This is a genomic window from Streptomyces pathocidini, from assembly GCF_001418495.1.
In the GTDB taxonomy this organism is placed as follows: Bacteria; Actinomycetota; Actinomycetes; order Streptomycetales; family Streptomycetaceae; genus Streptomyces; species Streptomyces pathocidini.
In genome coordinates this window covers 1-18,445 of sequence record NZ_LIQY01000083.1, presented here as the reverse complement: position 1 = coordinate 18,445, position 18,445 = coordinate 1, and the positions used below count along the sequence as shown (strand labels likewise).

Here is an 18,445-nt window from a genome sequence, read left to right as displayed (position 1 = left end):
GGGTGAGTGCGGGGTGGCGTGGCCTGCGGGGGGGGGCTACCGGGTGCGTACCGCGGGTCGTCTGCGGTTTCCCGGTTCCGGCGGGCTGGGGTGATGGCGAAAACGCCAGCCCTCGAACTGTGAAGTTCTCCCCGTCTCAGCAGATGGCGACTTCGGCGTCCGCCACATGCATTCACATGCCATCGACATATGACATTACGGCAGATGGGTGAGCACCGCATGTCGAGCGGTGCCAACCCCAGAAGCCATCACGGGTTTTCGCTGGTGCATTCCGCACGAGATACGGCGGCCGCCTGCCCCGTACCTGTCCTGTCACCAGGTGACGGGGAGTGCCAGGGGGTAGCGCCAGATCGAGGTGGTGTTCCAGCGCACTTCTTCGGCGGGCTTGGCCAGCCTCAGCTCGGGGAAACGCTCCAGCAACGACGCGAAGGCGACCTCGAGTTCGGTGGCGGCCAGCGGGGCGCCCAGGCAGTGGTGTCCGCCCCAGCCGAAGGTCATGTGCGGCGGACCGGAACGCTCCAGGTCCAGCTCGTCGGGCCGGTCGAACTTCTCCCCGTCCCGGTTGGCGGTCAGGTAGGAGACGTGCACGATGTCCCCGGCCCGGATGGTCACCCCGCTCAGCTCGACGTCTTCGGTCGCGACGCGGGGAATGCCGACCCCCTTGCGGAAGGGGATGAACCGCAACAGCTCATCGATCGCCTTCGGGAGCATTTCGGGCCGGTCGCGCACCACGGACAGCACGTCCGGCCGGGTGAGCAGGGTGTACGCGATGTTGCCGATCTCGTACGTGGTGGTGTCCTGGCCGGTGATGAGCAGGACCATCGCCATGACGGTCAGTTCCTGCTCGTCGAGGATCTCGTCCCCGTCCCGGGCGGTGGCCAGAGCGCTGATCAGGTCGTCGCCGGGATGCTTCCGCCGCTGCGCGGTCAACGTGGCGAAGTAGGCGCGCAGGTCGGCCTTGGCCCGCACCGCGTTGTCCCGGTTGTCCACCCCGACGTCCATCATCGTCCGCGCGTGGGCGCGGAGCTGGGCCCGATCGGCTTCGGGGATGTCCAGAACCTCGCAGATCGTGGTCAGCGGCAGCGGATTGGCCAGATGCTCGACGAGGTCGGCAGGAGACCCGTAGGCCTCCATCCCGTCCAGCAGCTCGTCCACCACGTGCTGGGTGCGGACCCGCATGTGCTTCAGGTGATGCGGCGCGAACCCCTTCGAGACCAGGCTGCGCAAACGGCTGCTGGCCGGGGGATCCATGAGATTGATGGCCTCGTCCTGCACGATCGGCTCAGGCGTCATCCGCGGGAAATCCCGACCGATGATCGCGCTGCGGCTGAAACGTCGATCGCTGGTCACCGTCCGTACATCCTCGTAGCGGGTGACCAGCCACGCCTCCCCCTCACCATGCGGCAGCCGGATCCGCGCCACGGGCTCGTCAGCCGCGAGCTGCCCCAGTTGCGGATCGAATTCCAGACCCTCGGCGAAGTCGAAAGGACAGTTCCACACGTTCGAGCCAGATCCCATGAACAGCTCCCAACACACGGCTCTCACGAGCCAGACCCCTGCTCACGGTTCGAACATGCCAATAAGTACCCAAATAAGCCTAAACAAACACAGAGCCAACGGGGCTAGCCAGGCCACAGAGCGTGGTCGACGCCCCCGCCCGAGCCGGTCCGGTGGCGGTCGCCGCCGTAGAGGGTGTGGGCGCACTCCAGCGGTTCGAGCGGGCTCGGCGGCGCATCCGTGGCACCGAGGCGAAATCCTGCGGACGGCCTCGGGAGGAACTGCCGTGAGGGCTCCGACCTGGCGCGGAAAGCGTGACGCGCGCGAACACGGTGGTCCACGCGCCGATCGAGAAGCCCGGCGGACATGGCGGCACGGACCACCTCCAGCGGAATCTGCGGCTCCGACCTGCGCCCGTCCGAAGCGCTCGGGCCATTCCAGGCAAGCGATCTTGGTTGCGAAACCCCGCCTACCAGGAACTTCGTCACGTCACACAGAAGCCCAACTCGCAGATGCGGCAGTCGGGTTGGAAACAGCTCAGCCCATACAAAGCGAAGAGAGAGCTGGAATCCCCATCACCATCCGAAATCCGGCGCATCTTCCCGAACTCGGCATTGGGCGAAAGCGATGCACGGTATTCGCCATTTCGGACGCTGACCATACTGCGCATATCAACCAAGGAATATTACCCCTGCCTGAGCCTTGCGCCTCAGCCGCAGCCCGAATGGGCTAGACATCCAGCATAACCTCCCGCCCCATGGGGAGCTCGTCTCATCGGCTCCCATCAGGAAAATTTGTCGATGACCCCACATAACCGACACCTGCGACTCACGACGAACCGCTTGCCCGCCGCGAGATAACTGTGATCCCGTCAATACCGACGCCATCCACGAAGTTCGGCCAATACCAACAGCGAATGACAAACATGCTCAATCCATTCCACATGAGGAAAGAGAGGCCTCAGCAAGACGTCACGCCATGCAGATCGATTCTTGCCGGTGAACCATAAGGACCCGCAAGTCAGTTCCTGCGACCACCGGAAAGAATTGATCCACCTCAACGAAACTGTTACTCGCCACTTGGAGCAGTCACATGCCAGGGTTTCCGTGCTTTTCCTTCGTTCAGACGGCAAAGCGTTTCCCCGCCTGGCGCACGAGCAGAGACGGAACTGGCGCAAGGCACACTCAGTTCGATACACCAGCACCTGGCAGGTCGATTCGATGGCGTGCACTGGTGGGACGGCGCTTGGCCTCTGGAGTGACAGCTGTCACGATGATGGGCAGCCCCTTGCTGCTGAGTTCACCGGCTGACGCGGCTTCCGTCTCACTCAAAGCGCTTCGAGTGGCTTCATCCAAGAAAGGCGCCCCCTATGTATGGGGTGCTACCGGTCCGAACCAATTCGACTGCTCCGGACTTGTCCTGTTTTCCTTCAGCAAGGCCGGAAGGAGAATGCCACGCACGGCTCAAGCCCAGTACAACGCGGTACGGCGCGAGAGCTGGAGAACGCGCCGGCCAGGCGATCTGGTCTTCTTCCACTCCAGGTGGTTCGTCTACCACGTGGGCATCTACGCCGGGCACGGAAAGATCTGGCACGCCCCGAAGCCAGGAGCCCGGGTGCGGCTGGAGCGAATCTGGAGTAGCAACGTCACCTACGGACGAGTCCGATGACCTCGCCGGCCATGTCAACCCCGCACGGGCGTCAGAAAACAGATGCACGCATCGAACTCGCGTCCGCGCCATCGCGCACCTCGCCCCTGCTTGGCTCGTCAAAGTTTTCCCCTCCCGACCAGACGTGCTCGGGCGACGATTACCGATTCAACATCGGCGATGCAGCAGATCCCCCCAATGGTGGATGCCTGATGCATAACCATGTGGCTGCGCACATTGGCGATCAAGGGCTGACCTGGGGGCTCAGGTCGCCGCTGGTGACAGTACGACGATAACTGGCACAGAAAGCCCGAAAAGTCCATGTTGCCGCAGCGGCGATAACTGTGTTGACCTACATGCCCACTAGCGGCCATCGGCATTCAGCTCGCCACCGGCTCCTTGAAGGAGACACATGTACCTTCGCGACCCCTACCGCTTCAATGAACTGATGCGCTTGAAGGAGGTCTCCCAACGCACTCTGGCAAAAAAAGCGCATGTCACCCAGGCGTTTATCTCTTTGATGGCGCACGGGCACCGCGGGGTGCGTCCAGAAACCGCATGGCGAATTTCCTCGGCGCTCGGGGTCCTCACTCGAGAATTGTTCACCGACTCGCTCCCCGCTCGCGATCAGGACCGAGCGGGCAGCCCCATCCCCCACGAGCGAAACTGCATCTGCCGGTAGGTGGGTATCGGGCCGACTCGACCAAGAGAGCCGCGCATTCGCCCCATTCACCTCCGAGGAGGAAGTCGGCAAAACAACCCCGACCTGGGCTCTAATATCGCAGGAACAGTAAAATATCTTGCGCCCCCAAGGACACAAGAGGGGCTTTGCGCTCACATCGGAACGTGGTTCCACAATTGCTCCGGAGCATCCCGGAATCCCGTGGAAACGTTCCCCCTCGATCGTCAAAAGAATCTGCGTCACGAATCCGGTCCGACAAACTCTATGCCCGCGATCCAGCCGAGGATTCGCGACGCCATCGGCTCATGACAACAGGGCAGGTAGCCTGACAGGCTACCTGCCCATTCCATTTGTGCGGGATGAGAAGGAAAGTTTCGCATCCGTGCCCCGCGGGCCGGCACGCTCTCCCTTCCGGCACCGCGGGGTGAACGGGTTTCCAGCCGATCAGATCAGCCAAGTCGTTGCGCTCTCAGGTGGTGGTGCACACCCTCTCGAGGCGGTGAGCTTCATGGATGCCCAGTGGCCGCCTCGGCGCCTGCTCGCGCGTGGCCATCGGACGAGCGACGGGGACGTCGGGCCGCTCGACGGTCCCGTTCGACTTCTAATACGTGGTCTTCTCTGTACAGCAGCGAGCCGTTCGTCCGGTAGCGCGCGATGGGGCGGAGGTATCCACGGCGCTTCCACTGCCGGATGCAGGCCGGGGACACCCCCACCGCCTCCGCCGCCTCGGCGGTGGTCAACAGTCTCCAACGAGGGTCACCCGGTTCATGGTCAGTGAGGTATTCCGGTTCTGCGAGACCTTGGCGGTCTACTGCGGTCATCTGTGGTCCTCCGTAACTTTCTTCTGAGAGTGGGCCCATCGGAGGGAGTTGAGAGTGATACACGCAATCGCCATCGGGCGCTGGGGCGGGGCTAATCTCCCGCCCGTGGGTTCGGATCGCCTCCGAAGCCCGCCGGCCAACGCGCCGTGCACGAGCGGCAGACCACCGCCCCTCCGTCAGCACTGATCAGCGCGCGCAAGTGACAGGAAGGGCAGGCGGTCTTGAGTCGCCTGGGTGGTTCTTCTCGGCCCAGCAACCGGCGGGCCCGCGCATATGCCGTCCAGACCTTTCTCGCTCTGACCACGTTCTCCTCGGTACGCACGGCCCTGGAGAGGTCAGCCTCCAGCGCGGCACACACGGTTTGCAGGAGGTAGCCGGGGCGGACCGGCTCGGCGGGAATCGAATCGGGGACCGCTCGCAGTCCCCAATGGCGTATGGCGTCCACGCATCGCGACGCGTGCTCCAGGAGCGAGAGCCGCAGCGGTGTGCTCAGCTCACGACTACGCCATGGCGTTCGGCTGGTGAGCCGGTCCAGCCTGCGCTCCCGAGTGCCTAACGGCAGTTCCACATGTAGCCCCACATAGAGGCCGGGCAGGCCTTGAACGGCCCACTCCAGCCTGACCACGCAGACGCCGCAAATCCATGGGCGCAGGTCGTCCTCCAGCGGGACATGGCATATCAGGCAGCACTGTTCCATGTTGTTCCGCTCCGTAACCGCTTCGGGGTGGCGGAAGTGCGACCCATCACCTTGTACGCGGGGGTCACGCGCCCATCCCTCATGGCGATTTGAGAAACCTGGGGTGCTACCGACGGGCGAGCGGTGGGGCGGATGTCCGCCCCGAGCAGCCCGCGCTCGCGCGACTTCCCGGAAGTGAAAATACGACTATTGACACTAATTGCGCAGGCGTGTCACTATCCGCTCACATGCTGTCGCCCCCCGCTACTGTCGTCGGTTGCGTGAGGCCTACACCCCTGGAGAGGCCCGTCCCCGCAGGCGACGTTCCCCGCTGGAACGAAATCGCCCAGGACGATTGCCCCCTCTCCCCCACCGGGTGGTTCTCCGGTGATTCTTCCGTGCCCGCTTTCGGGCACGGGGCGCCGTCGCAGGCCCCCGGGCCCCGCCGCCCGCGCATATCCCCAGGGCGGCGGGGCGCATTCCTACTCCCCGACCATTGGAAGTCTCCATGTGTGTCAGTTCGTTACACCCATCACGCCGCTCCCTGCGCCGTCTCGCGCCGCTGGCCTCCGTGATCACCGCCTGTGCTCTCGTTCCCCTCGCATCCGCCGGTCAGGCCCACGCGCTGGACCTGGACTGGGACCGCCTGGCTCACTGCGAGAGCGGGCGCAGATGGGGGATCAACACCGGCAACGGCCATTACGGGGGGCTGCAGTTCACCGCGTCCACCTGGCGCGCGTTCGGTGGGGCCAAGTACGCGCCGCGCGCCGATCTGGCCACTCGCGCCGAACAGATCACCGTGGCGAAGCGCGTACTGCGCGTACAAGGGCCTCGGGCCTGGCCTGTCTGCTCGGCGCGAGCCGATCGTCCCGCCAAGCGGGTCAACCGCTGACTGTTCGGTCCGGTCGGTTGCCGCCCGCCGGCCGCAGGCTGTGCTGCCCTGTTGAGGGCGCTTATCTCCAACACCCATTGATCGAGCGGGGGTTCACTCGGGTATGACTGCTCAACCGTCCGCCGCCCGGGCGCTCATCCGAACAGCGCAGCCGTGGGCCATAACCATGTTTCGTGGCGGCATGGGCTTCTGGCCCGCCGTGCTGCGGCATTCCTGATGGTCTGCCGACGCAGGGCAATTACCTGGGCGAATCGCGCCAACAGATGCGTTTGTGGCGTGGGTGATAACTCTGTGATGATCTCTGCGTTGCCGGCCCTCACCGGGCTCCCAGCGGTGAGGGCCGCACCGGAATCGCCCGCGGCCGAGAGCTTGAATCCGCGCCACGTCCGCTCTCGCCGCTGAGTGGCCAACGGCCTTATGCAGGCCGGGGATTACGGCACATATCGGCTTCTCTCTCAGGGGAGTTCCGCGTCGCAATGGATCCGTCGAGACCACAGGAAGGAGCACGACAGTAGATGGCTTCTCACGAATCCTCGCACCGGCCTCTCTCAGCGCGATCTCGCAAGCGGCGCCGCCCACAGGCCGGTGATGAACTGGATGCTCTCGTAGCGGAGTTGGTCAGCACACACTGCCGTAGTCAGCAGAAGTGGGCCGTGGTCGAGGACGAACTGGCCCGCTACGGAATCGCGGTTCTCTACTCGTGGATCGTCGACGGGAGCCTGCAGTCGCGGATCAGGCGGCTCAGTGGTCATGCCGTGCACCTCTCTTCTGAGCACTTGGCCGATCACGACGGGCTCAGCGAGCTGGTCCACACCACGGTCGCCGTGGCCTTACGGCAGTTCCGTCGACGTGCCCTGGCAGGCACTGGCTGGCAGCCGGAGAAGGGGGCCTCGGTTCGTACGTTTTTCGTCGGGCGCTGCCTGCTGTCGTTTCCCAACGAGTACCGGCGCTGGGTCCGCGAGCAGCGGCAATGGGGCCCGCTCCCCCCTGTGCCGCTGCGCGAGGCCGAACATCTCGCGGCTCGTGACCCGTTGAGCCGCCCCGAGGAGTTGGTGATCGACCGTCGCACGGTTCACGCGCTGCTGGTGGAGGCGGACCCGCGCACCCGCCGGGCTCTCGTGGGCCTTCTCTACGGCTATCCCCAGGCCGTGATAGCGGCCGAACTCGGCATGACCATCAAAAGCATCGAGATGTTGCTGTACCGCCATCGGCGCCGTCTGCGGAATGGCGCCGCGCCTCACCGCCGTACACCTCCGGAGAAGAGGAGCAGATATGGCCGGGGGGATTGCGACCGACGCTGATATGGCGGGCGTATCGGCGTATCCAGCCAACTGCCGGGCACAGGATGCCCTCACCGTACACACACCATGCACTCGCCCAAGGAACATGATGATCCACACCCGTGCCACGCCACGGCATGCCCGTCCGCGCCGTCCTCGCATTACGGCCTGCGCGGCCTCCTTCGCCCACGGCACCGCGGTCCAGTCCCCGGCCGAACCGGCTGGGCGCTCCATCCCCCGCGTCCTGCGGTCCTGGGTTCGAGGGCTCTTCTTCCTCCGCCGAAACTCCGTACGTGTTGAGGCCATTGGCGGCTCCGATGTCCCCGCGGGGGCCGGGAACTTCGAGGAAGCCGTTGACGACGCTCTCGACCTGGTCATGACGTCCGGCACCCAGGAATGCGAGGTATGGGGGAGCGCCGGCGTGAACGACCAGAAGGCGCAGTACCGGTCGCGGGAGGGCGGCGGCCTCGTCTCCTCGTACTCCCATACGTACGGATCCGTCCCCACGATGGCCTCCACCACCTACGTAGACAGGCCGATGCCGGATTTTCCAGGGGATGAGCACTTCGGCGAAGGACGCACAAACAGCTGGATCCTGATCCTCCGTCTTCGGCTCATCGCTCTCGGCCACGCGGATGATCAGCGTACGGCCCTGGAGTGGGACGACGACGATCTGAGCGCCGCTCAGATGTGGGACGACAAACTGCGCGCGGCCTGCACTCGGTTCCAGCTGGAGCAGGGGTGGCGCGGAACGCATGCGGATGGCTTTCCCACCCCGGAGACCTGGAGACGCCTGTGGACACGTTGACCCATGCCGCTGCCGCTCGCCCTGCCACCGCGCGCCTGCGCCGGTCGCATCGCCGCGGCAACGCCGGCCCCTCCCTCTCCATGGACCGCCATTGGCGCATGCGCGCCGCGTGTTTCAAGGTTCCGACGGGCACCTTCTTCGCACCGTACGGTTCCACGGCCGAGGACGAGGCGCTACGGATCTGCCGTGACTGCCCCGTACGCACCGAGTGCCTCGCCTTCGCGTTGGACGAGCGCATTCCGTACGGGATCTTCGGTGGCACCACGCCTGTGTGGAGGCGCCAACTCCTCGCCCGCCGGCCCCAAGTCGATTCCTGGAATGATCTGCTGGGGCGGGCGCGGGCAAACCATGAGCGTCTCTACCGGCGATCGACATCAGCTCGTACGCGGGTGGGTCAGGCCCCTTATCTCTTCGCGCCCGTCCTGGGCACGAACCGGCATCAGCCGGACACATAGGGCTCCTTGCCCGCCCGCGCGCCAGAGCGAGTGGCGCAATCGGCAGACGCAGCGGACTTAAAATCCGTCGCCCCGCACGGGGTATGTGGGTTCGAATCCCACCTCGCTCACTCACCGGCTTCGTATCTCTTCGCTTTCAACGACATGTTCAACAACGGGAGAACTATGCATTCCGCCCGGACCCGGCTGCTGTCGAAGCGTGCTGTTCGCACCAAGACCGAGACAGTGGACATGACCGCAGGTTGGCTGCGTCTGGCTCTCAAACAAGCCGCCCGGTCTCCGTGCCGGTATCGGGTGGGTGCTGTCCTGGCCAAGGGACGCCGGGTGCTGGCACAGAGCAGCAACCGGTACCGGAATCATCCGGGAGTCGATTTCCGTAACGCCACGTTTCACGCGGAGGAGATGATCCTGCGTCGCGCTCGAATACCCAAGGGGGCCATTGTCTATGTGGCTCGCGTCAACAACGCCGGCGTACCGATGCTCGCTCGTCCCTGTTCGCGCTGCCAGCGGGCGCTGACCAGCGGTGGGGCCAAACGCGTCTTCTACACCACGGCGGCTGGGCCGCGCCTGTTGGTGCTGGGCTGAGTGGGGCCGCCCACCGCCGCGTGGCCCACGTTCTCCACCAAGGGGCGTTAGCTCAGCTGGTCAGAGCAGGGGACTCATAATCCTCCGGTCGCGGGTTCAAGTCCCGCACGCCCCACGCTCTTCCGCACCACCGCGCAGACCGGACTTTCCTGTCCCAGGAGTTTTTCATGGCCTCCTCCCCCTTGACCAAATATCCCGGCGCCACCACGGAGTACTGGTATCAGTCCCGGTGCGGTGGGACCCCGGTAGAGGTCCACGGCGTCGTTCTGCACACCAGCGAGGGAAGGGCGTTACCCGACTGTTTCCACGGATCTTCGGCACGCGTGAAGGAGGCTCTGCGTGTCAGTGGCTGATCTCGGACCCGTGAGCGCGGCAACCCGGGTAAAGACCGCCGCATCGCACTCCACCATCGCCGGCACCGGGATACCGATGTGTCACACGCCCCTCTTCCGGACTCCGCGTTCCCGCCGAAGGCGCCTCCCGAGTACCAGGCCGCCCAATCGAAGAGGGCGGGTGCGGCCCAGATTCCGCATGAGTGGCAGGGTGTTCACGCGCACCCTCTCCGCCAGGGTCCGCTCGACCATGCTGGTATCCGTGTGCACGCTGATTCTGAGCGGGTCTCAGTTGGCTTGCGAATCCGCTCACACCAGCCTCCCGGAGCCGGCGAGATATCAGAGGGAATCGCCTCTCCCCGCATCGAGTTCACAGGCCCACCCGCCTCCGCCGTGTTCGGAGCGGCCCGCTTCTTCGTTCGTTCCTCAGCAGACGGCGGGTGCTGGTTCAGGGCATGTGGCGTTCGCGATCCAGGACAGCGAGGGGCGTATCAGGTGCGTCCACAACGGTGCGCGGCGGTTCGTCACCGCGAGCATGGTCAAGGTCGACATCCTCGCGTGTCTTCTCTTACGGCGTCAGGACACCGGTGGCATGACAGAGAAAGAGCGCCGTGCCTCATCGACCATGATCCGCGACAGTGACAATCACGCGGCAAGCGAGTTGTGGAATGACATCGGCAGGGGACCAGGGTTCCGCGGCTGCTTGAGCAGGTTCGGTCTGCGGCAGACCGAACCGGGACCCGATGGGTATTGGGGGCTCACCACCACCACGGTCAGCGACCGGATCCGCATGCTGTCCGTGCTCACGCGTCAGGATTCCCCCCTGCGACCGGACTCCCGCCGGGTCGTTCTCGAGTTGATGACGGGCATAACTTCCAGCCAGCGATGGGGCATCAGCGCGGCAGCCGATGAGGGCACCTCGCCTGCCCTCAAGAACGGGTGGCTGAGACGGGACACGGACAGAAGCTGGGTGGTCAACAGTTTCGGCTGGATCCAGAGCGAGGGCCGGCACCTGATGGTCGCGGCCTTGTGCGATGGGCAGTCCTCCTTGGCCACGGGAATCTCGACGGTCGAGAAGACCGTCCGTGCAGCTGTCGACTCCGACCATCACCGCTATACAGCGCCCTCCATCGCTGACCGGCCGATCATGCCATCCGTCATGCCGTTCTTGATGCCGGAGCCTGATACGGCCGTAGCGCGCCTCCTGTTCTGAGGGCGCGGAGGTTATCGACGAGACACCGAGGGGTCCCATGAAAATCAAGCGCACGACGGCTCTGTCCATCAGGCACCTTCTGGATCCGACCTCCTGGATGCGCGCGCACCTGCTCTTCGCGTGCGCTCCGGAAGAAGCGCCCGCCGCACATGATCTGACGGCGTTTCCAGGTGAACGATATTTCCGTAACGGCGCCTGCAACACCTTCGTCACCTGTGTGCGATCCATGCTCGTGGAACGGGGAGCTCTCGGCTACTACTTGACCGGGCCTGCTCTCGGGGTCGGCTGGTCCGAACAGGACTCCCGCGCCTGCTCGGCTTTTCAACGGGCTCAAAAATGGAGAGTCACGGCAAGCCAAGGGCGCATGGACAGCAGGACCTGGGCGCATCTGGTCAACGGTCAGGGTGTGGACATCCCCCCCGAGGCCGCCACCGACTACCTGCTGCGGTATCCGAGCGGTGATGACAACTCGCCGACTCCGCCGCCCGATTACCCGGGGCGTGAGGCGTTCGGAACCGGTAAGAGCAACGTCTCCATCCTGCTACTACGCCTCAAGCTTGCACTCAGCGGATTTGCCGACGACCAAATCGACATGCTCCACGACGCGTCCATGCTCCATCATTCCTGGACCTGGGACGAGCGGCTTCGCTCGGCTTGTACGACGTTCCAGCTCCGACAAGGGTGGCGCGGGCGGCAGGCAACGGGGTTTCCCTGTGCCGACACCTGGCGCCTGCTATGGAAGCCGTGAAGCCGACCCCTCCACCGCTTGTTCCTGATTCCGTACACAGATGAATTCGGGGCCACTCCATGAATGACGAGCAGCGGGAACCCGACAAGGCGGGCCCGTACCGGAACATCCCCATGCCGTACCGGTCTCATGGCAGGAGCGGGCTGCATACTTCCGCCCTGGGGATGAGTCTCCGACGCTGCTTCGGCAACGATCAGTCGGTCGCCGCCATGCGGTCCCTGCTGACGTGCGCCGTCGATTCGGGGATCACCCACTTCGACACCGCGCCGGACTACGGACCGCCGTACGGAGCGGCCGAGGAGAACCTGGGGCTTCTGGTCTCACGGCTTTCCTGTCAGCGCGATGAGCTCGTGATCTCCACTCGGGCAGGGCTCGGTACGCTGCCCGGGCCGTTCGCCGGGTTCTCCTCCCGGAAGCGGTTGCTGTCGTCTTTGGACGCCTCTCTGCGGCGGACGGGACTCGACTACATCGATGTGTTCTACGCCCACCGCCATGACCCGTTCACCCCGCTCGAAGAGACCATGGGGGCTCTCGACTCCGCCGTTCGGCAGGGGAAGGCCCTCTATGTGGGGCTTTCCGGGTACGCGCCCGCCTTGGTGCGGAAAGGCGCCGCCATTCTCCGAAGACTCGGCACTCCCCTGGTCACCTGCAAGCTCTCCTACTCCATGCGGAACCGGTGGCCTGAGCACGGCTTGCTGGATGTCCTCGAGGCCGAGGGAATCGGGTGTGTCGCGGAGGAGCCGCTCGAACTGGACGTGGATCCGGCAAGCGTAGGGCCAGGCCTCGACGAGTTTTTGCGGGATGAGATCGAAGCGGCGAGGCGTCGCCTGGCGGCGGTCGCGACAGCGCGCGGGCAGACCCCCGCTCAGTGTGCGATCAGCTGGATACTGCGGAACGAGTGCATGGCCTCCGTGCTCACCAACCCGGCCGGCCCCTCTGATCTGGCGGAGTACCAATTGGCTGTCGAGAACCTCGATTTCACGGACGCGGAGCTCGCGGCCATCGAGGCGTGCTTCCCCGATCCCGATTCCTTCTGAACCCCCGCAAGGGGGCGAGCCGAGCCCTGCCGCCCCATCCCGGACGACCAAGGCTCGGCTCATCCACCGGCAAGGCGTCCTGCTACGCCGCCGGTCGGCGCCGTATCCAGGCGTACGCGCCCAGCACGAGGACCGAGGCTCCCGCCGCCAGTGCCCAGGACGCCCGTCGGAACTCGTCCGCCTCCCTCGCCCTCCGGGCTGGGTGGCCTGAAGAGGGGCCAAGATCAATCGGTCATAGGGCGTCGAATCGGGCACGTTCAGGGTGGCGGCCGACGGGGTCGAGTGAGTCGATGGTCGAAAACACGTCAATTGCCAGATGCATGCCGTTCTGGCGAGAGTTGGGGTCTTGTCTTCAGTAACCTTCCGTGGAGCGCTCCGTAAAGCCGAGACAGTCGAAAGGGGTTCCTGGTGCCGGGTATTGATGAGGTCCTGGCCGAGGCGATGGGGATTCCTGGTGTGCTCGGCGCGAGCCTTGTCGACGCGTCCAGCGGTCTCGCGCTCGGTACCGCCGGGCAGGGGCCGCAGGGCGATCACGAGGCGGCCGCCGCGGATACCACCGAAGTGGTTCTGGCCGTGACCAGGAACCATTCGTTCACGGGTGGTGCCGCGGTTGACGGCTCTTCCCTGGAGGATGTCATCGTCACGGTCGGCGGGGGTTTCCACCTCATGCGGATGGTGCGTACCGAGTTCGACAGCCAGGTCTATCTGTATGTGTGGCTGGATCGCGAACAGGGGAATCTCGCGGTCGCGCGCCATCGGCTGCGGGGGCTGTCCGAACTGCTGGTGCTGGCCTGATTGCCGAGACCCATGCTTTCTTCTGGCTTACCCTCGCAGCCGGGGCCACTCGCCCGGCTCGCCGCGGAGCGGGTCACCGGGGCTCTCACGGATCCCGGTGGATCCCTCTATCTCGTGGACGGGGCAGTGTGTTTCGCCGAGAGTCCCGACGCGCTCAGTCTGGAATCGCTGCTCGTTTCCTGCGGGAGGCTTTCCCAAAGGAGTTGGAACCTCGCCCTCCGAGAAGCCGGGGCCGACAAGCGAGTCGGGCAATACCTGGTCGAGCAAAGATGGCTGGGGCAGGGCGAGTTGGAGTTGTCCCATCTTGCCACCCTGATCAATGCGGCGTTTTTCGTGCTTCCCCTGCTATCGGATTCCGCTCGGTTCGTCCCTGGTGCCACGCACTGGCTGGGGCTCGTCCGAGCCGTCGACGCCGGGGCGCTGTACCGTGCGATCGAGCGCCGCAGAGCGCGGCTCGACCAGCTGCGGGCCCGGACTCCACCGCCCGCTCCTCTCAAATGCCCCGACGCGCGGCCCGCGCTCGTACCACTGCCGCACAGGCGGCCCGGAAAAGCCCTGCACGAGAATCCGGCCACTGCTGCCCGCGCACGGTCCAAGGTCCTCGGTCATGCGTTTCTTCCCGCACACGTCGAGTTCACCTATCCGGACACCGCCCTGCTCATTCGTCTGCGCCGTGCGCTGGAGGCACGCCTTTGACCCTGCCGAGCATCCTGTTGATCCCGCTGATCCCGTACGACGTTCCCGGGGCCCGCCCTTGTCCGGCATGAGGCGCACGATGAGGAATCGCGCCAGGAAGAAGAAGCTGATGACGCTCGAACCCCAGGTGAGTGCCGAGTTGCTCGCCTTACGCGACCAAGTGCGCTATGTACAAGGCGGGTTGGTGGCCAGTGCCGACGGGCTGGTCGTGGCGCATGACCTCAGTGGCGTCGAGCCGGAGGGGCTTGCCGCGCTCACCGCCGCGGCGATCGGTGTCGCCAAGCGCCTTTCCGAGGCGACCGGTCAAGGCGGGTTCGAGGAGTCGGTGACCCGTGGCGAGCACGGTTACATCGCAGTTTACGCGGCGGGGAGTTCGGCCGTTCTGACCACTCTCGCCGGGTCCGAGACCAATATCGGGCGGCTGCATTTGCGGGGGCGGCGGGCCGCCGCGCACATCGGCGCTCTCGTGGACGCCGCCATCCACCAGCATCAGGGAGGTCGCTGAACTCAAGAGCCCTCGCGTCCGATTCACACCATCCGATACCAACGCCACAATCCGAAAGGCCCTCTTCCGATGACACAGATGGAAAACGTCCTCAGCGAAGCGATGACGACCATCGACGGCGCCCTCGGGGTCGCGCTCGTCGACTACAACAGCGGTATGGCGCTCGCGACGCTCGGCGACCACAAGGGCCTGGATCTCAATGTCGCCGCGGCGGGCAACACCGATGTGTTCCGCGCGAAGTTGCGCACGATGGAGATGCTCGACCTGAAGGGGGAGATCGAGGACATCCTGATCACCCTGAGCTCGCAGTACCACCTCATACGGCCTCTCACCAGGAACTCCGGCAAGGGGCTCTTCCTCTACATGGCCCTCGACAGGAAACGCGCCAACCTGGCCATGGCCCGGCACCGGCTCTCCCGTATCGAGGCCGATCTGGAGGTCTGAGCGCAGGCAGCGCGCGGCCGTCCTCGTCCGCTCCGGAGATCCGGAGATCCGGCGGTCCGCGTCGGAGCGGACGAGGACGCCACTTCCCGTGCCGGATACCGGAGTTCAGGCAAGACCGGCAGGACCGTATGAAACCGGGCGCGGGAGCCGGGTACGGGAGCCGGGTGCGACGCAAGACACAGGGAACGCGTGTGCCTGTCCCGGATCAATGTGCTGATCGCTGGGCAGCAGTAGAGGGAAGGCGAGTGCCTGTCTGGTGATGGTGACCGGGTCGACCCTGACCGCGACCCCGCTGCAACTCCCGTGTCACAGCTGCCAGGTGAGTGCCGGCGCCGCCCCATCCGTATTTCACCCCGGGGAGCGCGAGTTCAGGCCAAAGGTTGACATCGATGGCGATGGCGGGAACCTTCGGCGACACCGTGCGTCCTCTCTAGTGGAACGGACGACGGGAGTTCGCTGTGAGGATCGATCCGGCTGAAATCCGGAACCAGTGCCCGCAGTGCGGCGGACAGATGCAACAGAGCCCCAATGGCGGTTGGCTGTGCGGCAATTGCGGGGCTCAACGGTGAGTGGCGACGGCTACTCGACCACGATGTGCCCGTCCTGCGGGGCGCAGATCGACGGGTTGCAGAACCGGTACGCGTGCGGGCTCTGTGGATGGGTGAGCCCGCCCGACGGCAACGGCCGGGGCGAGGGCCGGGGCGAGGGCCGGGGCGAAAGTGAGAGCCGAGAGGGAGACGGGAAAAGCGTCCGGCCCGGCCTGGAGGGCGATCCCGACCGTGAGAGCGATCCCACCCTGCGCGGGGAACCCGCCGAGCAGGGCGACGATCCGGCGTACGACGTTCGGTCCGGCGCCCCCGTTCCCGTACGCCGCTTATGCCCACCGGACCCAGGCCGGTTAAGTCCACCGGAGCCAGGCCGGGATCACCGGGATCATGGGTGAGGTCGCCGGGCCGAGGCCACCGGAGCCCGCCACTCTCCGCGTACGCCCGCGACCAGCCCGTATACCGTCCCGGCAAGGGGCATGCGCGAGGGACGTACCCGCTGGCCGCCGTGCGGGGTGCGTGGGAGGCTGACTAGACGGGGGGTGTGTCCGCCGAGCAGGCCTCGGGAGAGCGGGATGGGTCGTGACGTCCCCGCGCGGGTGTTCACCCGCGAGGACCGCCGCCGGTACCGGCAGAAGATGCACCGGTCTCTGGACGCGTTCGCGCAGATGCTCCGCGAGGAGCGGTTCGAGAGCGAACGGCCGCTGGTCGGGCTGGAGATCGAGCTGAGTCTCGTCGACGGGGACGCGGAGCCGGCCATGCGGGGTGCCGAGGTGCTGGAAGCGATTGCCGATCCGGCCTGGTCCAGCGAGCTGGGCCGCTTCAACCTGGAGATCAACCTTCCGCCGCGGCAGTTGACCACGGGCGGGCCGGGCGCGTGGGAACAGGACGTACGCGATGCGCTGAACCACGCGGAGGAGCGGGCGGCTGCCATCGGAGCCCATCTGATCACGGTGGGGATCCTGCCCACCCTGCGCCAGTCGGATGTGGGCGAGGAGGCACTGGTCGACCATCCGCGCTACCGGCTGCTCAACGAGCAGATCTTCCAGGCGCGCGGCGAGGACCTGCGGATCTCGATCGACGGGATCGACCGGCTGCGGTGCTACGCGGACACGATCACGCCGGAGGCGGCCTGTACGAGTACGCAGTTCCATCTCCAGGTCAGCCCGGACCGGTTCGCCGCATACTGGAACGCCGCCCAGCTGATCGCCGGTGTGCAGGTGGCGCTCGCGGCCAACTCGCCGTATCTCTTCGGTCGGGAGCTGTGGCGTGAGACACGGATCCCGCTGTTCGAGCAGGCCACGGACACGCGGGCGGTGGAGCTGAAGGCGCAGGGGGTGCGGCCGCGGGTGTGGTTCGGGGAGCGCTGGATCACCTCGGTCTTCGACCTGTTCGAGGAGAACGTGCGCTACTTCCCGGCGCTGCTGCCGCTGACTGATCCGGAGGATCCGCAGGAGGCGCTGGAGGGCGGCGACATCCCCGAGCTGCCCGAACTGACCCTGCACAACGGCACCATCTACCGCTGGAACCGCCCGGTGTACGCGGTGGTGCACGGCACGCCGCACTTGCGGATCGAGAACCGGGTGCTGCCCTCGGGCCCGACGATGGCCGACACATCGGCCAACGGGGCCTTCTACTACGGGCTGGTGCGGGCGCTGGCGGAGGAGGAGCGGCCGGTGTGGACGCGGATGTCGTTCTCGGCGGCCGAGGACAATCTGCACGCCGCCGCGCGCCATGGTCTGGACGCCCGGCTGTACTGGCCGGGGGTGGGCGAGGTGCCCGCGCCCGAGCTCGTACTGCGCCGGCTGCTGCCGCTCGCGCACGCCGGTCTCGAGCGCTCGGGCCTGGACGAGGCGTGGCGGGAGCCGCTGCTCGGGATCATCGAGCAGCGGTGTGTGGCGCACCGCAACGGGGCGCTGTGGCAGGCCGAGACGGTGCGCCGGATCGAGGAGACCTCCCATGGGGACCGTCACGAGACGCTGCGGCGGATGACCGCGCAGTACATGGAGTACATGCATCTGAACGCGCCGGTGCACACCTGGCCGGTCGACTGATCGGAGCCGGTGGGAGCGATCCCGACCCCGGGCGACCCCTGCGACCCATCGGCCCACCTGATCGGAAGGGCGCGCGAAGTGTGGCCCGGGCGGAGTGGGAAACCCGTGCGGGAGCCGTATCGCACAACGGCGTACGGCTGCCGCATCGCACGCACTACGGAGAGCGTGGCCCGGTCCTGGTGGCCGGGTCATCGGGACGGATGCCTATGACCAGTGGGTACTCGGGATCCGAGGAGTACGGGCCGGATCCCCTCGGTGAGTTTCTCTCGCGCCTGCTCGGCACGGGCCCCCCGGGGCGCCGGCCGGATCCGCGGTATCTGGACTTCGGGCGGCTGATGAGCGAGCCGGCCCGGAAGCTGGTGTCCGCCGCGGCCTCGTACGCGGCGCAGCACGGGAGTACGGATCTGGACACCGAGCATCTGCTGCGGGCGGCGCTGAACGCCGAGCCGACGCGGGCGATGGTGTCGCGGGCAGGTGCCGATCCCGACGCGATCGCCGCAGAGATCGACCGGCAGGCCGGGGACGAGGGGCCGGCGCGGCGGTCGATTGCGGTGGCTCCGGCGGTCAAGCGGGCGCTGCTGGACGCGCACGAGATCGCGCGGTCCACCGGGGCCTCGTACATCGGCCCTGAGCACGTGCTGGTCGCGTTGGCGGCCAATCGGGACTCGACGGCCGGGCAGATTCTCAACGCCGCGCATTTCGATCCCCGGTCCGGTTCGCCGATGGGGATGGG

Annotated in this window: 18 protein-coding genes and 2 tRNA genes; 18 read left to right on the top strand and 2 right to left on the bottom strand. The window is 66.2% G+C overall.

The features are described from left to right. Window positions 1-312: 312 nt before the first annotated feature. Window positions 313-1,518 carry a cytochrome P450 gene (locus AOK16_RS05615; RefSeq protein ID WP_055471102.1) on the bottom strand — a complete coding sequence of 402 codons (1,206 nt, stop codon included), beginning with the start codon at window positions 1,516-1,518 and terminating at the stop codon, window positions 313-315. A gap of 1,251 nt (window positions 1,519-2,769) precedes the next feature. Here AOK16_RS05615 and AOK16_RS05610 point away from each other — a divergent pair. Together AOK16_RS05610 and AOK16_RS29195 are read left to right on the top strand one after the other, a co-directional pair. Further along, window positions 2,770-3,165, top strand: coding sequence for a C40 family peptidase (locus AOK16_RS05610; protein ID WP_079101096.1), 396 nt, complete (start codon window positions 2,770-2,772; stop codon window positions 3,163-3,165). Window positions 3,166-3,556: 391 nt separating this feature from the next. Continuing rightward, entirely contained in the window at window positions 3,557-3,826 is a 270-nt protein-coding gene (locus AOK16_RS29195; protein WP_079101095.1) for a helix-turn-helix domain-containing protein, read from the top strand. A 506-nt stretch (window positions 3,827-4,332) separates the two neighbouring features. On the opposite strand, the gene AOK16_RS25250 is transcribed toward AOK16_RS29195, so the two are convergent. Beyond that, the gene (locus AOK16_RS25250) at window positions 4,333-4,647 is read right to left on the bottom strand and encodes a MerR family transcriptional regulator (protein ID WP_107098279.1); all 315 of its coding nucleotides are present in this window, start codon (window positions 4,645-4,647) and stop codon (window positions 4,333-4,335) included. A gap of 1,247 nt (window positions 4,648-5,894) precedes the next feature. On the opposite strand from AOK16_RS25250, the gene AOK16_RS25245 reads away from it, so the two are divergent. From AOK16_RS25245 to AOK16_RS05550, 16 genes are all read left to right on the top strand, one after another. Continuing rightward, window positions 5,895-6,215, top strand: coding sequence for a transglycosylase family protein (locus AOK16_RS25245; RefSeq protein WP_276202478.1), 321 nt, complete (start codon window positions 5,895-5,897; stop codon window positions 6,213-6,215). A gap of 653 nt (window positions 6,216-6,868) precedes the next feature. Next, entirely contained in the window at window positions 6,869-7,516 is a 648-nt protein-coding gene (locus tag AOK16_RS05605) for a hypothetical protein (protein ID WP_055471101.1), read from the top strand. A gap of 400 nt (window positions 7,517-7,916) precedes the next feature. Next, the gene (locus AOK16_RS27050; RefSeq protein WP_157859122.1) at window positions 7,917-8,303 is read left to right on the top strand and encodes a hypothetical protein; all 387 of its coding nucleotides are present in this window, start codon (window positions 7,917-7,919) and stop codon (window positions 8,301-8,303) included. Next, window positions 8,291-8,758, top strand: a complete 468-nt coding sequence (locus tag AOK16_RS25240) for a WhiB family transcriptional regulator (RefSeq protein ID WP_205627634.1) — start codon at window positions 8,291-8,293, stop codon at window positions 8,756-8,758. Before AOK16_RS27050 ends, AOK16_RS25240 begins: the two co-directional genes overlap by 13 nt. Before the next feature lie 24 nt (window positions 8,759-8,782). Beyond that, window positions 8,783-8,868, top strand: a tRNA-Leu gene (locus tag AOK16_RS05595). Window positions 8,869-8,902: 34 nt separating this feature from the next. Beyond that, window positions 8,903-9,343: a cytidine/deoxycytidylate deaminase family protein gene (locus AOK16_RS25235; protein ID WP_079101092.1), complete on the top strand. Its 441-nt coding sequence runs from the start codon at window positions 8,903-8,905 to the stop codon at window positions 9,341-9,343. 41 nt (window positions 9,344-9,384) lie between these two features. Continuing rightward, window positions 9,385-9,458: transfer RNA gene (locus AOK16_RS05590), tRNA-Ile, on the top strand. Window positions 9,459-10,132: 674 nt separating this feature from the next. Beyond that, complete coding sequence (locus tag AOK16_RS27045; RefSeq protein WP_055471099.1) at window positions 10,133-10,888, top strand: serine hydrolase; 756 nt, start codon at window positions 10,133-10,135, stop codon at window positions 10,886-10,888. Between the two features lie 37 nt (window positions 10,889-10,925). Further along, window positions 10,926-11,636, top strand: coding sequence for a peptidoglycan-binding protein (locus AOK16_RS27040; protein ID WP_157859121.1), 711 nt, complete (start codon window positions 10,926-10,928; stop codon window positions 11,634-11,636). Window positions 11,637-11,845: 209 nt separating this feature from the next. Continuing rightward, window positions 11,846-12,673, top strand: a complete 828-nt coding sequence (locus AOK16_RS05575) for an aldo/keto reductase (RefSeq protein WP_240483393.1) — start codon at window positions 11,846-11,848, stop codon at window positions 12,671-12,673. 408 nt (window positions 12,674-13,081) lie between these two features. Continuing rightward, entirely contained in the window at window positions 13,082-13,468 is a 387-nt protein-coding gene (locus tag AOK16_RS05570; protein ID WP_055471097.1) for a hypothetical protein, read from the top strand. Between the two features lie 114 nt (window positions 13,469-13,582). Next, entirely contained in the window at window positions 13,583-14,164 is a 582-nt protein-coding gene (locus tag AOK16_RS27035; RefSeq protein ID WP_157859120.1) for a transcriptional regulator, read from the top strand. A 109-nt stretch (window positions 14,165-14,273) separates the two neighbouring features. Further along, the gene (locus AOK16_RS05565) at window positions 14,274-14,669 is read left to right on the top strand and encodes a roadblock/LC7 domain-containing protein (protein ID WP_205627633.1); all 396 of its coding nucleotides are present in this window, start codon (window positions 14,274-14,276) and stop codon (window positions 14,667-14,669) included. 69 nt (window positions 14,670-14,738) lie between these two features. Further along, a complete protein-coding gene (locus tag AOK16_RS05560; RefSeq protein WP_055471095.1) occupies window positions 14,739-15,113 on the top strand; it encodes a roadblock/LC7 domain-containing protein in 375 nt (124 codons plus the stop codon). Window positions 15,114-16,233: 1,120 nt separating this feature from the next. Continuing rightward, window positions 16,234-17,712 (top strand): glutamate-cysteine ligase family protein, encoded by a 1,479-nt coding sequence (locus AOK16_RS05555; protein ID WP_055471094.1) that lies wholly within the window; start codon window positions 16,234-16,236, stop codon window positions 17,710-17,712. A gap of 206 nt (window positions 17,713-17,918) precedes the next feature. After that, the coding region (locus tag AOK16_RS05550; protein ID WP_276202477.1) for a Clp protease N-terminal domain-containing protein at window positions 17,919-18,445 on the top strand (527 nt) is incomplete at its 3' end.

What these genes read in the sequence shown, in the direction of transcription:
- AOK16_RS05615 (WP_055471102.1), bottom strand. Translation starts at nt 1,518, where the DNA reads ATGGGATCTGGCTCGAACGTGTGGAACTGTCCTTTCGACTTCGCCGAG.
- AOK16_RS05610 (WP_079101096.1), top strand. Translation starts at nt 2,770, where the DNA reads ATGATGGGCAGCCCCTTGCTGCTGAGTTCACCGGCTGACGCGGCTTCC.
- AOK16_RS29195 (WP_079101095.1), top strand. Translation starts at nt 3,557, where the DNA reads ATGTACCTTCGCGACCCCTACCGCTTCAATGAACTGATGCGCTTGAAG.
- AOK16_RS25250 (WP_107098279.1), bottom strand. Translation starts at nt 4,647, where the DNA reads ATGACCGCAGTAGACCGCCAAGGTCTCGCAGAACCGGAATACCTCACT.
- AOK16_RS25235 (WP_079101092.1), top strand. Translation starts at nt 8,903, where the DNA reads ATGTTCAACAACGGGAGAACTATGCATTCCGCCCGGACCCGGCTGCTG.
- AOK16_RS27040 (WP_157859121.1), top strand. Translation starts at nt 10,926, where the DNA reads ATGAAAATCAAGCGCACGACGGCTCTGTCCATCAGGCACCTTCTGGAT.
- AOK16_RS05575 (WP_240483393.1), top strand. Translation starts at nt 11,846, where the DNA reads ATGCGGTCCCTGCTGACGTGCGCCGTCGATTCGGGGATCACCCACTTC.
- AOK16_RS05565 (WP_205627633.1), top strand. Translation starts at nt 14,274, where the DNA reads ATGACGCTCGAACCCCAGGTGAGTGCCGAGTTGCTCGCCTTACGCGAC.
- AOK16_RS05560 (WP_055471095.1), top strand. Translation starts at nt 14,739, where the DNA reads ATGACACAGATGGAAAACGTCCTCAGCGAAGCGATGACGACCATCGAC.
- AOK16_RS05555 (WP_055471094.1), top strand. Translation starts at nt 16,234, where the DNA reads ATGGGTCGTGACGTCCCCGCGCGGGTGTTCACCCGCGAGGACCGCCGC.